Here is a 13,379-nt window from a genome sequence, read left to right as displayed (position 1 = left end):
ACAGCTTTGACTTTTGCACGCCGCTCGCGGCAAGAGGCTTCCCATGCAGAGCTTCGATTCCGACGGCGTCTCCATCGCCTATATCGACGTGGCCCCGAAGGAGCCGGCGAAGGGGAGCTCGGGCGAGCCGATCCTGCTCATCCACGGCTTCGCCTCGAACCATGCCGTGAACTGGGTGAACACGCTCTGGGTGCGCACCCTCTCCGAGGCGGGCCGCCGGGTGATCGCCCTCGACAATCGCGGCCACGGCCAGAGCGGCAAGCTCTACGATCCGGGCGACTACGGCACGGACCTGATGGCCGCCGACGCGGTGCGCCTTCTCGACCATCTCGGCATCGAGCGGGCCGACGTGATGGGCTACTCCATGGGCGCGCGCATCACCGCGTTCCTCGCCCTCGACCATGCGGCGCGGGTGCGCTCGGCCCTGCTCGGCGGCATCGGCATGCATCTCGTCGAGGGCCGGGGCCTGCCGCAGGGCATCGCCGACGCCCTGGAAGCGCCGGCCGGCACGCCGGCGGCCGACCCGACCGCGGCGGCCTTCCGCACCTTCGCGGAGCAGACCAAGAGCGACCTGCGGGCGCTCGCCGCCTGCATCCGCGGCTCGCGCCAGACCCTGTCGCGGGCGGAGCTGTCCGGCATCGAGGTGCCGACCCTCGTCTCCGTCGGCACCCTCGACACGGTGGCGGGTTCCGGCCCGGGCCTCGCCGCGCTCATCCCCAACGCGCAGATGCTGGAACTGCCCAACCGCGACCATTCCACCGCGGTCGGCGACCGGCTGCACCGCAAGGGCGTGCTGGACTTCCTCGACGCGCGGCCCTGATCCGGCTCAGCTCTTCAGCCGGTAGCCTGTCTTGAAGATCCAGGCGACCGCTGCGAGGCAGAGGGCCAGGAACAGGAAGGTCATCGTCAGGCTGATGCCGACGCTGACGTCGCCCTTGCCGAAGAAGCTCCAGCGGAAGCCGCTGATCAGGTAGACGACCGGGTTGACGAGGCTCACCGTCCGCCAGAAGGGCGGCAGCATCTCGATCGAGTAGAAGCTGCCCCCGAGGAAGGTGAGCGGCGTCACGATCAGCAGCGGCACCAGCTGCAGCTTCTCGAATCCGTCCGCCCAGAGCCCGATCAGGAATCCGAACAGGCTGAAGGTCACCGCCGTCAGCACCAGGAAGCACACCATCCAGAACGGATGCGCGATGTGCAGCGGCACGAACAGGGCGGCGGTGGCGAGGATGATCAGGCCGATCACCATCGATTTCGTCGCCGCCGCGCCGACATAGCCCGCCACGATCTCGTAGGCGGAGACCGGGGCCGAGAGCAGCTCGTAGATCGTGCCGGCGAAGCGCGGGAAGTAGATGCCGAAGGCGGCGTTGGAGATGCTCTGCGTCAGGAGCGAGAGCATCATCAGCCCCGGCACGATGAAGGCGCCGTAGGCGATCCCGTCCACCGCCGTCACCCGCGCGCCGATCGCCGCGCCGAAGACCACGAAATAGAGCGAGGTGGCGATGACCGGCGCGACGATGCTCTGCAACGCCGTGCGCCAGAAGCGGGCCATCTCGAAGGCGAAGATGGCCTTGACCGCGGGCCAGTTCATGCGTGCTCCCTGACGAGATCGACGAAGATGTCCTCGAGCGAGCTCTGGCTGGTCTGCAGGTCGTTGAAGGCGAGGCCGGCCTCCGAGAGCGCGTTCAGGAGCGGGGTGATGCCGGTGCGCTCGGACTGGGTGTCGTAGGTGTAGGTCAGCGTCTGGCCGTCCTGCGACAGGGCGAGGTCGTATCCCGCAAGCGCCGGGGGGAGGGTCGCGACGGGGCTCTGGAGGTGCAGGGTCAGCTGCTTGCGCCCGAGCTTGCGCATCAGCTCCCGCTTCTCCTCGACGAGGATGATCTCGCCCTTGCGGATCACGCCGACGCGGTCGGCCATCTCCTCGGCTTCCTCGATGTAGTGGGTGGTGAGGATCACCGTGACGCCCTGGTCGCGCAGGCGGCGCACCAGCCGCCACATGTCCTTGCGCAGCTCCACGTCGACGCCCGCCGTCGGCTCGTCGAGGAAGAGGACGCTCGGCTCGTGCGCCAGCGCCTTGGCGATGAGCACCCGGCGCTTCATGCCCCCGGACAGGGTCATGATCCGGCTCTCGCGCTTCTCCCAGAGGGAGAGGTCGCGCAGCACCCGCTCGATATGGCCGGGATCCTTGCGCAGGCCGAACAGGCCGCGGGTGAAGCTCACCGTGGCGATCACCTTCTCGAAGGCGTCGGTGGTCAGCTCCTGGGGCACGAGGCCGATGCGCGCGCGGGCGGCCCGGAAATCCTTCAGGATGTCGTGCCCGTCGACGGTGACGCTGCCCGTGCTCGGGGTGACGATGCCGCAGATGACGTTGATGAGGGTCGACTTGCCCGCGCCGTTCGGCCCGAGCAGGGCGAAGATCTCGCCCTCGCGGATGTCGAGGTTGATCGCCTTCAGCGCCTGGAGGCCCGAGGCGTAGACCTTCGAGAGGTCTCGGATCGAGATGATCGGCGGCATCGCGGCTCGGACGTGCTGTTTTCTTTTCGGGATCCCTGGCGAGATCCCGGCGGGCGCCCCTCTATCACGCCCGCCCGGCTTTCCGAGCCTCCCGCCGCCGCCCGCGTGCGCAGGCGCACCTCTACAGCTTGAAGATCGACCCCGCCGCGGCGCGGGCGGCCTGCTTGGCCTTCTTGGCCGCCTCCAGGCGATCGATCTCGGTGCGCAGCAGCGCGATCCGCTCGCCGATCTCCTCGACGGAGAGGTCGTCGAGGCGCTGGCCGACCTCATGCCGGGCGACGCGCTTCGGGCGGCCCTCGTCCTCCTCGGCGCTCATCGGGCCGCCCTCAATGCAGCTTCACCCGCGGCACGGTGCGCCGGGTGAGCGCCCGCGCGAGCGAGTCGAGGGCGGTCTTCCAGGTGCCGTTCACCGCCATCTCGTGCATCTTGTAGAGCGAGCGGTACATCACCCGGGCGAACAGCCCGGCGATGAACATGTTCTTCCCCTGGATGAAGCCCATCAGGTTGCCGACGGTGGTGTACTCGCCGAGCGAGACCAGGGAGCCGAAGTCGCGGTACCGGAACGGCTTGAGCGGCCGGCCGGCGAGCTTGTTCGGGATCTGGCTCAGCAGATGGGAGGCCTGCTGGTGCGCGGCCTGGGCCCGGGGCGGGATCGGCCGGTCCGAGCCCTGCTCGACCAGATAGGCGCAGTCGCCGATGGCGAAGATGTCGGGGTCCCGGGTGGTCTGCAGCGTCGGGGTGACGACGAGCTGGTTGCTGCGGGTCGTCTCCAGGCCGCCGAGGCCGTGCAGGAAGTTCGGCCCCTTCACGCCCGCCGCCCAGACGACCAGCTCGGAGGGGATGAAGCCGCCATCGGCGAGCTGCACGCCCTCGGCGCGCACCTCGGTCACCCGCGCCTTCACGCGGACATCCACGCCGATCTTCGAGAGCAGCGTCATCACCTCGCCGGAGAGCCGCTCCGGCACCGCCGGCAGGATGCGGTCGGCCGCCTCCACCAGGGTGATCTTCAGGTCCTTGGCCGGGTCGATCCGGTCGAGGCCGGTCTTGGCGACCTCGCGGGTGGTGCGGTGCAGCTCCGCGGCGAGCTCCGTGCCGGTGGCGCCGGCGCCGATCACGACGACGTGGAGCTGGCCGGGCCGCACCGGGCCGGCCTGGGTGTGGACGCGCAGCATCGCGTTGATCAGGCGCTGGTGGAAGCGCACCGCCTGGTCCTTGGTGTCCAGGGCGATGGCGTGCTCCTGCACCCCCGGGGTGCCGAAATCGTTGGTGGTGGAGCCCACCGCCATGATCAGCGTGTCGTAGGCGATGGTGCGCTTCGGCGTGACCTCGCGCCCCTCCGCGTCGAAGCTCGCGGCGAGCTCGACGAGCTTGTCGGCGCGGTTGAGCCCGGTCATCTCGCCGATGCGGTAGCGGAAATGGTGCTCGTGGGCGTGGTGCAGGTAGTCGACCGCGTGGTGGCCGATATCGAGGCTGCCCGCCGCGACCTCGTGCAGGAGCGGCTTCCAGATATGGGTGCGCGAGCGGTCGACCAGGGTGACGTGGGCCTTGCCCTTCCGGCCATAGCGGTTGCCGAGCTTCGTCACCAATTCGAGCCCCGCGGCGCCCCCGCCGACGACGACGATCTTGTGGAGGTCCGTGACCGTTTCAACCGGAACCATGCGCGCCCCGCTCACCCCTTGAAGCTCGTGCCTTGGTCTTCACGCCAACGCTGCTTCGCCCGGCACCGCTCATATCATGACTGGAAAAATTTAATCCTATCCTCTCCGCGCAGCCGTCATGACGGCGCACCGGGCTGGCGCAGGGGGTGCGCCCGGGCGATCGCCTCGACCGAGAGGCAGGCCTCGGCGATGCGCTTCACGGTGGGATAGGGCTCGGTCGGGATCCCGAAGATGCCCGTTCCAACCCAGAGGCTGACGAGGCAGAGATCGGCGTGGCTGATCGCGTCGCCCTGGCAGAACCGGCTGGTGCCCGGCTCCTGCGCGAGCCGCGTCTCCAGGACGCCGAGGCCGGTGGTGAAGGCGTTGCGCAGGAATTCCAGCATGCGCTCCCGCGACAGGCCGTAATTCTCCATCAGGAAGTTGCGCACCCGCGGCACGTAGAGCGGGTGGGTGTCGCAGGCCACGAGCTGGGCCAGGGAGCGCGCCCGCGCCCGCTCCCGCGGGTTCTGCGGCAGCAGCGGTACCTCCGGATGCGTCTCCTCGAGATAGTCGAGGATGGCCAGCGACTGGGTCAGGGGCGGCCCGTCGCCGTCGAACAGGGCCGGCACCGCGCCCTGCGGGTTGATCGTGCGGAATTCCGGCTTGTGCTGGTCGCCGGCATCGAGGTCGATGAAGATCTCCTCGCAGGCGATGCACTTGAGGTTCAGCGCCATCCGCACCCGGAACGCGGCCGCCGAGCGCCAATTGCCGTACATCTTCATCGCGCGCATGGTCTCCCTCGAATGCGCCGGGAGCCAAGCGCAACCTTGGCACGACCGCAAGGCCCGAACCGTGCTGCGGGAGCGAGATCGTCGAAGCGTGATCGCGTCGCAGCCCGTGGCGCGACGGGCACGGATCGCGCATAGACGAGGGCGGGACCGAGTCGCGGGGATGCCGCTGCATGCAGATCGCCACGCCCTACCTGATGTTCCTGGGCGACGTGCCCGACCGGCTGGCCGCCAAGACCGCCTACGGGATCGCCGACTGGCGCCCGGAATGGTGCGTCGGCCAGCTGCGCATGGAGGGCTGCGCCGCCGATCTCGGCATCCCGGACCTCACCCTCGACGAGGCGGTGGCCAAGGGCTGCCGCACCCTGGTGGTGGGGGTGGTCAATGCGGGGGGGCGGCTGCCGCAGCACTGGGTCTCCCGGATCGTGGCCGCGCTCGAGGCGGGCCTCGACGTGGCGAGCGGCCTGCACGTGCGCCTCGGCGCCGTTCCCGAGATCGCGCGCGCCGCCGAGCGGCACGGGCGCCAGCTCCACGACGTGCGCCACACCACCGAGACCTTCGATACGGGCAAGGGCACGCGGCGCCCCGGCCGGCGCCTGCTCACCGTCGGCACCGATTGCTCGGTCGGGAAGAAATACACCGCCCTCGCCCTGGAGCGCGGCATGCGCGCGCGCGGCTTCGACGCGGATTTCCGCGCGACCGGCCAGACCGGCGTGTTCATCTCCGGCCGGGGCGTCGCCATCGACGCGGTGGTGGCGGATTTCATCTCCGGCGCGGTCGAGTGGATCGCCCCGGCCGCTTCGCCCGAGCATTGGGACCTGATCGAGGGGCAGGGCTCCCTGTTCCATCCCTCCTTCGCCGGCGTCAGCCTCGGCCTGCTCCACGGCGCCCAGGCCGACGCCTTCGTGATCTGCCACGAGCCGACCCGCACCAGGATGCGCGGGGTGCAGCATCCCCTGCCGAGCCTCCGTCAGGTCATCGATCTGACCGTTCTTTGCGGCCGCCTGACCAATCCCGACATCCGCCCGGTCGGCATCGCTGTGAACACGCAGGCGCTCTCCGAGGACGAGGCGCGCCGGCTGCTCGCCGATCTCGCCGCCGAGCACGACCTGCCCGCGACCGATCCCGTGCGCTTCGGCGTCGAGCCCATCGTCGACCGGATCGCCGCCGCGTTCCCCGCGCCCTGAGACCCTCCATGTCCCGCCGCCTCACCGTCGCCGTCGAGCGCTTCCCGATCGCGGGGGCCTTCACCATCGCCCGCGGCAGCCGGACCGAGGCCGTGGTGGTGGTCGCCACGGTGGAGGAGGGGGCTCTGCGCGGCCGGGGCGAATGCGTGCCCTATGCCCCGCTACGGCGAGACGGTGGAGAGCGTGAGCGCCCTGCTCGCCGAACAGGCGCAGGTCATCGCGGCCGGGGCGACCCGGGCCGATCTGCTCGAGCGGATGAAGCCGGGTGCGGCCCGCAACGCCCTCGACTGCGCCCTGTGGGATCTCGAGGCGAAGCGGTCCGGAAAGCCGGCCTGGGCCCTTGCCGGCCTCTCCGCGCCCCGTCCCGCCACCACCGCCTACACGCTCAGCCTCGGCACGCCGGACTCCATGGAGGCCGCCGCCCGCGCCGCCGCGCAGCGGCCGCTTCTCAAGGTGAAGCTCGGGGGGGAGGGCGATCCGGAGCGGATCGCCGCCGTGCGCCGGGGCGCCCCGGAATCCCGCCTGATCGTCGATGCCAACGAGGCCTGGCGGCCGGAGACGATGGAAGCCAATCTCGCCGCCTGCAAGGCGGCCGGGGTCGGCCTGATCGAGCAGCCCTTGCCGGCGGGCGAGGACGGCTTGCTCGCCGAGATCGACCGCACCATCCCGATCTGCGCCGACGAGAGCCTGCACGACCGGGCCGGGCTCGACGCCCTGGCCCGGCGCTACGACGCGATCAACATCAAGCTCGACAAGGCCGGCGGCCTCACCGAGGCGATCCTGCTCGCCGAGGAGGCTTGGGCGCGGGGCTTTTCGCTGATGGTTGGCTGCATGGTCGGCACCTCGCTCGCCATGGCGCCGGCCATGCTGCTCGCCGACCGGGCGGCCTATGTCGATCTCGACGGCCCGCTCCTGCTCGCCCGCGACCGCGATCCGGCCCTGCATTTCGAGGGCAGCACGATCCATCCGCCGGAGCCGGCCCTCTGGGGCTGAAGGGCCCCGTCAACCGCGCACGACGTGGCGCAGCAGGTAGACGAGCGCCGTGAATACGATCAGGCTCGCCGCGTAGAAGGCGGCGAACCAGAGCAGGCGCCGCGCTCCGCCCGGCGCGCTCAGTGGTAGCTCCCCGGATCGACGTTCTCTTCGAGCTTTCCGCGGAACACCCAATAGGCATAGGCGGTGTAGGCGAGCGTCATCGGCATGACGACGGAATAGCCGATCAGGGCGAATTGCAGCGCCGAGGTCGCGTTCGCCGCCTGCCAGATCGTCATGGACGGCGGCACGATATAGGGGAACAGGCTGATCGCGAGGCCGAGGAAGCCGAGCAGGAACAGCGCGATCGTCTGGAGGAAGGGCGAGGCCGTGCGGCCGTCCTCCAGGTTCTTCCAGATCCGCCAGCAGACGAAGGCCGTCAGCAGCGGGACGGGGGCCACGAACAGGACGTTCGGCCAGGAGAACCAGCGCCACTGGATGTCGCGGCCGAGGAAGGGCACCCAGGCGCTCACGATCGCCATGGAGATCACGGTGCCGGCCAGGAACTGCTTGGCCTTGATCCGCGACCAGATCTCCAGCTCGCCGGAGGTCTTCATCACGCACCAGGTCGCGCCGAGGAGCCCGTAGCCGCAGACGAGGCCGATGCCGGTCATCACGCTGAACGGGGTGAGCCAGTCGAGGGCGCCCCCGGTGAAGCCGCGCCCCTCGATCTGGAAGCCCTGCACGAAGGCGCCGAGCACCATGCCCTGGGCGAAGGTCGCGACCAGCGAGCCGTAATGGAAGGCGTTGTCCCAGATCGGCTGCGAGGTTTCGGCCTTGAAGCGGAACTCGAAGGCGACGCCGCGGAAGATCAGGGCGATCAGCATCAGGATCAGCGGCAGGTAGAGCGCCGGCAGCAGGATGGCGTAGGCGACCGAGAACACCGCGAAGAGGCCGCCGCCGCCGAGCACCAGCCAGGTCTCGTTGCCGTCCCAGATCGGAGCCACCGAGAGCATCATCCGGTCGCGCCAGTTGCCCGGCCGCGCCGCGGTGAACAGGATGCCGACGCCGAGATCGAACCCGTCGATCACCACGTACATGGCGACGGCGAGCGCCAGCAGGGCGGACCAGACCAGGGGAAGCCAGAAGGCAAGACCTTCGTATTCGGTCCCGAACCCGAACATGCGCGCCCGTCTCCCTGGCGCGCTTTCCGACGAAGCAAAGGCGGTTCGTCGACGGAAAGCGCGTCGTCACGAGAAGCCGGAGCCTCCGCACCGATCGGATCGGACGAGGCGGGGGTCTGGCCGATGCCGTCGAACCTAGGGGCGTGGCGGCTCCCTGGCCAGGATGCGGACCCGCGTCTCAGTGACCCACGACCCCGCGCCAGGCCGGGTGCCGGTCGTTGTCGTTCAAGGTATCGGTCGAGGCGGGGGGCGCGGCGAGGCGTCGGGCGAGCTCGGCCGAACCCTCCTTCAGCAGGCGCTGCCGCGTCGCCTCGGGAACCGCGTCCAGAAGGGCGGCCGCGTCCGAGGCGGTGAGGCTGACCTTCGGCAGGGCCGGCGCCTCGCCCCCGCGCGTGGCGGCGAGATAGGAGAGCACCCCGATCACGAGGCTGGCACGCAGCAGGAACGACATCGTCAGGATCCGCAACAACTTTGGGCCACACCGTTCCCGGGCAGCCTCTTCGAAGCTCACGATCGCATCGGGAAATGAACCTGAAGACGTGTTCGCGCCCGAAAGCGTAGGCGTGGTGAACGAAGCCTTGCCTTTGAAGGCCCCGCATTCACGAGGGGCGTGAAATCAGCGGCTTGGCGGGTAGCCCGACCTTGGCGTTAGCCGGGAAATTCCGGTTTCCCGGCCCATGATTCCGGGGATGCGCCGTATCGCTTTCATCCTCGCTTAAACCGCCTCTGGGAAGGTTCGGCCAAGTCGAAGCGACGAGCTGAGGGAGCGCGGATCGTGGCCGCCTTCCTTGGGCGGCCGGGAGCGCTGTGCGTGTCGGTGTTGCGTATCAACGGTACCTTGGCCAGCCTGTTCGATGCCCGCCTCGCGGGCCTCGTGCACGAGTCGGTTCTCGACGAGCCGGCCGTCCGCTCGCGTCACGAGCGGTTTCTGGTCTCGCGCCTCGCGACGGGCGCCGTGATGATGGCGGCGCTGCCGCCCTACCTGCTCTGGCGCGGCGTGCCGAGCGGCCTCGAGGCGCTCGCCATCGCGAGCCTCCTGCTGCCCGTCGTCGCCGCCGTGGTCCTGTCGCGCACCGGCAGCCTCTGGCTGGCCCATGCCCTCTCCTCCGCCGGCCTGACCGGGCTCGTGGTCTGCCTCGCCGCCCTGACCGGCGGCGCGGAATCCGCCGCGGCGATCTGGCTCGTGGCGGTGCCGCTGGAGGCCATCGCCTCCGGCTCCCGCCGGGCGACCTTCGCCGCCTCCCTCATCGCCGCCCTCGGGGCGCTCGCCATCGCGCTGGTCGGGCATCTCGGCCCGGACGTGGCCGCGATCGGCTGGCCGAGCAGCATCGCCACGCCCGTCTTCGCCATCACCGCCATCGGCCATGTCGCCGCCCAGGCGATCGAGCATATGCGCCGCGACAGCGAGTGGCGCAGCACCATGCGCGGCAACGAGGCCCGCGACCAGCTGCTGCTCTCGGCGATCGACGATCTCGTCACCTGGCACGACGCCAACGGCCGGGTGCTGGAGGCGAGCGCCTCCGCCACGCGCTTCGTGGGCACGGACGCCGCCCGGCTGAAGGGCTACGGTCTGCTCGACCGGGTCCATATCGGCGACCGGCCGGCCCTGCTGAAGGCCCTGAGCGACGTCGCCGCCTCCGGGCAGCCGGCGAGCGTGCCCTTCCGCCTGCATCTCGACGCGCCCCGGGCCGACGGCACCCGCACCCTCTTCGCGGAGATGCGCGCCCACCGGATCGAGGGAGCGTTCGCCGCCGAAGGCTCGACCGTCGTCGCGGTGACCCGGGACGTGAGCGAGCACCGCCGCCACGCCGACGAGCTCGACCAGGCCCGGGCCGAGGCGGAGCGGGCGGATGCGGCCAAGACGCAGTTCCTCGCCACGGTCAGCCACGAGTTGCGCACGCCGCTCAACGCGATCATCGGTTTCTCCGACGTGCTGGCGGGGGAGGGCGCCGTGACGCTCTCGCCGGAGCGCGCCCAGGAATACGCCGCGATCATCGGCCATTCCGGCCGTCACCTCCTCGAGGTGGTGAACACGCTGCTCGACATCTCGCGCATCCGCAGCGGCACTTTCGAGTTCTCCCCCGAACCGATCGAGATCGCCGCCCTGCTCGACGGCTGCTGCGACCTGATGCGGCTGAAGGCGGAGAATGCCGGGGTGCGGCTCGTGCGCGGCCCGGTGCCCGCGGGGGCCGGATTCGTGGCCGATGCCCGGGCCTGCCGCCAGATCCTGATCAACCTGATCTCGAACGCGGTGAAGTTCACGCCCCGCGGCGGCAGCGTCGAGGTGCTCGTGCGCCGTGGCGGCGGCTATCTCGATCTCGTCGTGTCCGATGAGGGCGTCGGCATCGCCGAGGCCGACCTGCCGCGCCTCGGGGAGCCCTTCTTCCAGGCCCATGGCGGCTACGGCCGCAGCCACGAGGGGACCGGCCTCGGCCTCTCCGTGGTGCGCGGGCTTGCGGGCCTGCATGGCGGCTCGGTCTCCGTGGAGAGCGCGCCGGGCCAGGGCACCACGGTGGCGGTGACGCTGCCCCTCGCTTGCGGGCGCGTCCGCGACCCGGCCCAGCCGGCTCCGATCCGGGCGACCCTGCGCGGGCAGGCGCCCTTCGCCGAGCCCGCGGTGCCCCGGATCCCGGCGGGCCTGTTCGATGCCGCGCCCCTGAACGACTGGCAGGGCGCGGTGCCCCTGCGGCGCGCGGGGTGAAGCGGATGTCCCAGACCGCCGCCTCCCGGGGCCGCGCCTTCCCCGAACTCGGAGCGAGATGATGCGCGAGCCGACGCCGCGTCGGGACCAGCGGGACATCGTCGTCCCCGGTGACATGCGGGCGAGCCGCCCCGCCGCCGGCAAGCCGCCCGGCCGCCGACCCCTGCCCCGGACGCAGGCGGCGGGTGCCTCCGGCGGCATGCTCGCCTTCGCCGCCAAGCTCGGCCGCATCGGCATCGCGCATCCCGGCGAGACCCTGGGCACCCTCGCCGCGCTGGCGGCGGCGGCCTACGTCGCCCTGAACGCCCTCGGCTTCCAGGTCGGCCGCCACCCGGCGCCGATCCTGCCCCAGGCCGTGGCCAAGGCGGAGCCGAAGAAGGCCGCGCCTCCCCCCGCCAAGGCCGCCCCCGAGGAGCCTGCGGCGGTGAAAGCCGCCGAGCCGCCCCGGCCGAAGGAAGCCGCGGAGGCCGCGAAGCCCGTCCCGCACGACGCGATCGGCGAGATCATCAAGACCCGCCCCGAGACGACCGCCTCGGTCACGCCCAAGGCGGATCCCGCGGTCGCCCGGGCGCAGCGCGCCCTGGTCAAGCTCGGCTACGGCCCCCTCAAGGAGGACGGGCTGATGGGGCCGGGCACCCGGGCCGCGATCGAGAAGTTCGAGCGCGACCGCAAGCTCGCCGTCACCGGCCAGCCGGCGGGGAAGACCCTGCGCGAGCTCGCCGCCAAGGCGGGCCTCCCGCAGGGATAGGATTCTCCAAGCTCCCAAAACGCCACGAAGCCGCTACAAGCCGCGCATGGCACGGCTTCGTTCGGATTTCTGGGTGTCGGCGCATCTGCGCCGTCTCGACGTCGAGGGTATCCCCGCGGTCCAGCGCCGTCGCGGCTCGCCGGAGGCGGGGGCGATCTTCGTGAAGGTGGATCGCCTCGACGGCACGGCCGATCTCTACGGCCCCGCGCCCCAGGCCCTGTTCGATCAGGAAACCTCCGGCGAGCGCCGCTTCGCGCCCCTGATGGAGCGGGCGGACAGCCCGGATGTCGAGGCGCGCATCGCCAAGGAGATCCGCTTCGACGGGGATCTCTGGATCGTGGAGATCGACGACCGCGAGGGCCGCCACCGCCTCGATCTCGCCGAGTGAGGCGACCGGTCAGACGGTCCGGCGCGGCCGGCTGGGCAGAGTCGTGCGCACGGGCGCCCGCTCGGCGGCCGGAGCCGCGCCGCGGGACTTGGCGCTTTCCGGGCCGTGATAGGGCACGTGCTCCCCGCCCGTCCGCTCGGGAAGCGGCTGGTCGAGGATCGCGGAGACGAGGTCCCGGGCGGCGGCGCGGCTGGTCGAGCGGAACAGCTCCGTCAGGGCGAAGACCCGCTCCACCGATTGCGCCACCGCCTCGTTGAGGGTGAGGAAGACGAAGACCGCCTCTTCCTCGGTGAGGCCGGCGGCCCGCAGGCACAGGGTCAGCAGGTCGTAACGGCCCTGCGCGTCGGGCGCGGCCGCGAGGAAGGTCTTCTGGATGCCGAGGCTCTCCGCCAGGGTCGCGACGAAGGTCGCCACGTCCTTCTCTTCGGAGGCCGCGGTGAGGCGCGGGCCGAGATCCCGCGGGGCCGCGGGGGCGGGGCGCAGGCCGGCGGTCATGGCGACCGCGTCGCGCATCGCCGCCCGCATCGAGGGATCGGCATGCAGGAAGAGCGGCGCCAGCTCCGCCGGCGGCAGCTCGGCGCGGGCCAGGAGCCGCCGCGCCAGGGCGCCGTCGCGGCGGGCCCGGGCGATCATCCGGTTGAGCGACGTCCCGCGCAGGAGACGGCCGGGATCCTCCAGGAGGGCGAGGTCGGCCGCGACGTCGGCGGCGGGCGCGGCGTTGCCGCCGGCTTTCGCGGCCGGGGCAGCGGGCTGCGCCCCCGGCGCGGGCGCACGGACGGCGTCACGGATGGCGCCGCCGCGGGCCGCAAGCGCCTCGAGCACGGTTTCGGGCGTGTCCGGGCAGGCCCGCAGCTTGTGGGCGACGATGAGGGCCGTCTCCTCGTCGACGATCGGGATGAGCCCGGTCGCGAGGGCGGAGAAGGATTGCAGGGTGACCCGATCGCGATGCGGCGCGGCGACGAACAGGTCCGTCTGCACCCGAAGCACCACCGGCTTCAGATCGAGGGCCGGATCGCGGGACAGCTCGATGAGGCCGGACAGATCCGGCGCGGCATCTTCTCTGAGGGGCATGGCCGCTCGATTTACGCGGTACTCGGGATCCGCAGATTATACGGATCGGCGTGAATCGACCTTTAAGCGGCCCCGTCTCCGGCTGTCCCGATCGCGCCGGTGCTGTTTCAGAATGATCGATCGGGTCGAGACGGATTTTCCTCTCCCCGCATGCGGGGAAAGGAGGTTCGGCTCGACCCGCTCGGCCGGAAG

13 protein-coding genes and 1 pseudogene are annotated in these 13,379 nt (G+C 71.1%); 6 read left to right on the top strand and 8 right to left on the bottom strand.

Translation table 11 applies throughout. The annotated features are described in order from the left end of the window. The first annotated feature begins 43 nt into the window (after positions 1–43). Positions 44–820 carry an alpha/beta fold hydrolase gene (locus MFF21_RS17495; protein ID WP_238312576.1) on the top strand — a complete coding sequence of 259 codons (777 nt, stop codon included), beginning with the start codon at positions 44–46 and terminating at the stop codon, positions 818–820. A gap of 6 nt (positions 821–826) precedes the next feature. Here the strand turns inward: MFF21_RS17495 and MFF21_RS17490 are convergent, their stop codons facing one another. From MFF21_RS17490 to maiA, 5 genes are all read right to left on the bottom strand, one after another. Next, positions 827–1,588 carry an ABC transporter permease gene (locus MFF21_RS17490; protein WP_238312575.1) on the bottom strand — a complete coding sequence of 254 codons (762 nt, stop codon included), beginning with the start codon at positions 1,586–1,588 and terminating at the stop codon, positions 827–829. Further along, complete coding sequence (locus MFF21_RS17485) at positions 1,585–2,511, bottom strand: ABC transporter ATP-binding protein (RefSeq protein WP_238312574.1); 927 nt, start codon at positions 2,509–2,511, stop codon at positions 1,585–1,587. Before MFF21_RS17485 ends, MFF21_RS17490 begins: the two co-directional genes overlap by 4 nt. Positions 2,512–2,632: 121 nt before the next feature. Then, positions 2,633–2,827 (bottom strand): DUF1192 domain-containing protein, encoded by a 195-nt coding sequence (locus tag MFF21_RS17480; RefSeq protein WP_238312573.1) that lies wholly within the window; start codon positions 2,825–2,827, stop codon positions 2,633–2,635. Between the two features lie 10 nt (positions 2,828–2,837). Further along, positions 2,838–4,169: an NAD(P)/FAD-dependent oxidoreductase gene (locus MFF21_RS17475; RefSeq protein WP_238312572.1), complete on the bottom strand. Its 1,332-nt coding sequence runs from the start codon at positions 4,167–4,169 to the stop codon at positions 2,838–2,840. A gap of 116 nt (positions 4,170–4,285) precedes the next feature. Then, positions 4,286–4,930: a maleylacetoacetate isomerase gene (gene maiA, locus MFF21_RS17470; RefSeq protein WP_238312701.1), complete on the bottom strand. Its 645-nt coding sequence runs from the start codon at positions 4,928–4,930 to the stop codon at positions 4,286–4,288. A gap of 179 nt (positions 4,931–5,109) precedes the next feature. On the opposite strand from maiA, the gene dgcN reads away from it, so the two are divergent. Both dgcN and dgcA read left to right on the top strand, forming a co-directional pair. After that, positions 5,110–6,123, top strand: a complete 1,014-nt coding sequence (gene dgcN / locus MFF21_RS17465; protein ID WP_238312571.1) for an N-acetyltransferase DgcN — start codon at positions 5,110–5,112, stop codon at positions 6,121–6,123. An 8-nt stretch (positions 6,124–6,131) separates the two neighbouring features. Next, positions 6,132–7,116, top strand: a pseudogene (gene dgcA, locus MFF21_RS17460) (N-acetyl-D-Glu racemase DgcA). Positions 7,117–7,235: 119 nt separating this feature from the next. Here dgcA and cydB read toward each other — a convergent pair. Together cydB and MFF21_RS17450 are read right to left on the bottom strand one after the other, a co-directional pair. Further along, a complete protein-coding gene (gene cydB / locus MFF21_RS17455) occupies positions 7,236–8,279 on the bottom strand; it encodes a cytochrome d ubiquinol oxidase subunit II (RefSeq protein ID WP_238312570.1) in 1,044 nt (347 codons plus the stop codon). Positions 8,280–8,457: 178 nt separating this feature from the next. Then, positions 8,458–8,730, bottom strand: a complete 273-nt coding sequence (locus MFF21_RS17450; RefSeq protein WP_238312569.1) for a hypothetical protein — start codon at positions 8,728–8,730, stop codon at positions 8,458–8,460. A 360-nt stretch (positions 8,731–9,090) separates the two neighbouring features. Here MFF21_RS17450 and MFF21_RS17445 point away from each other — a divergent pair, with 360 nt between their 5' ends. From MFF21_RS17445 to MFF21_RS17435, 3 genes are read left to right on the top strand one after another with little or no spacing between them, the layout of a single operon-like run. Beyond that, a complete protein-coding gene (locus MFF21_RS17445) occupies positions 9,091–10,980 on the top strand; it encodes a sensor histidine kinase (protein ID WP_238312568.1) in 1,890 nt (629 codons plus the stop codon). A 58-nt stretch (positions 10,981–11,038) separates the two neighbouring features. Then, entirely contained in the window at positions 11,039–11,728 is a 690-nt protein-coding gene (locus MFF21_RS17440) for a peptidoglycan-binding domain-containing protein (protein WP_308445688.1), read from the top strand. A gap of 46 nt (positions 11,729–11,774) precedes the next feature. Further along, positions 11,775–12,116, top strand: a complete 342-nt coding sequence (locus tag MFF21_RS17435; protein WP_238312567.1) for a DUF1491 family protein — start codon at positions 11,775–11,777, stop codon at positions 12,114–12,116. A gap of 9 nt (positions 12,117–12,125) precedes the next feature. Here the strand turns inward: MFF21_RS17435 and MFF21_RS17430 are convergent, their stop codons facing one another. Then, entirely contained in the window at positions 12,126–13,187 is a 1,062-nt protein-coding gene (locus tag MFF21_RS17430) for a hypothetical protein (protein ID WP_238312566.1), read from the bottom strand. Positions 13,188–13,379 lie beyond the last annotated feature (192 nt).

Origin of the sequence: Methylobacterium organophilum (assembly GCF_022179465.1) — a bacterium.
In the GTDB taxonomy this organism is placed as follows: Bacteria; Pseudomonadota; Alphaproteobacteria; order Rhizobiales; family Beijerinckiaceae; genus Methylobacterium; species Methylobacterium organophilum.
The sequence above is the reverse complement of the archived record's forward strand: the minus strand, read 5'-3'. Positions and strand labels throughout refer to the sequence as shown.

What these genes read in the sequence shown, in the direction of transcription:
- MFF21_RS17490 (WP_238312575.1), bottom strand. Translation starts at nt 1,588, where the DNA reads ATGAACTGGCCCGCGGTCAAGGCCATCTTCGCCTTCGAGATGGCCCGC.
- MFF21_RS17440 (WP_308445688.1), top strand. Translation starts at nt 11,039, where the DNA reads ATGATGCGCGAGCCGACGCCGCGTCGGGACCAGCGGGACATCGTCGTC.
- MFF21_RS17435 (WP_238312567.1), top strand. Translation starts at nt 11,775, where the DNA reads ATGGCACGGCTTCGTTCGGATTTCTGGGTGTCGGCGCATCTGCGCCGT.
- maiA (WP_238312701.1), bottom strand. Translation starts at nt 4,930, where the DNA reads ATGAAGATGTACGGCAATTGGCGCTCGGCGGCCGCGTTCCGGGTGCGG.
- MFF21_RS17475 (WP_238312572.1), bottom strand. Translation starts at nt 4,169, where the DNA reads ATGGTTCCGGTTGAAACGGTCACGGACCTCCACAAGATCGTCGTCGTC.
- dgcN (WP_238312571.1), top strand. Translation starts at nt 5,110, where the DNA reads ATGCAGATCGCCACGCCCTACCTGATGTTCCTGGGCGACGTGCCCGAC.
- MFF21_RS17495 (WP_238312576.1), top strand. Translation starts at nt 44, where the DNA reads ATGCAGAGCTTCGATTCCGACGGCGTCTCCATCGCCTATATCGACGTG.
- cydB (WP_238312570.1), bottom strand. Translation starts at nt 8,279, where the DNA reads ATGTTCGGGTTCGGGACCGAATACGAAGGTCTTGCCTTCTGGCTTCCC.
- MFF21_RS17450 (WP_238312569.1), bottom strand. Translation starts at nt 8,730, where the DNA reads ATGTCGTTCCTGCTGCGTGCCAGCCTCGTGATCGGGGTGCTCTCCTAT.
- MFF21_RS17480 (WP_238312573.1), bottom strand. Translation starts at nt 2,827, where the DNA reads ATGAGCGCCGAGGAGGACGAGGGCCGCCCGAAGCGCGTCGCCCGGCAT.
- MFF21_RS17430 (WP_238312566.1), bottom strand. Translation starts at nt 13,187, where the DNA reads ATGCCCCTCAGAGAAGATGCCGCGCCGGATCTGTCCGGCCTCATCGAG.
- MFF21_RS17485 (WP_238312574.1), bottom strand. Translation starts at nt 2,511, where the DNA reads ATGCCGCCGATCATCTCGATCCGAGACCTCTCGAAGGTCTACGCCTCG.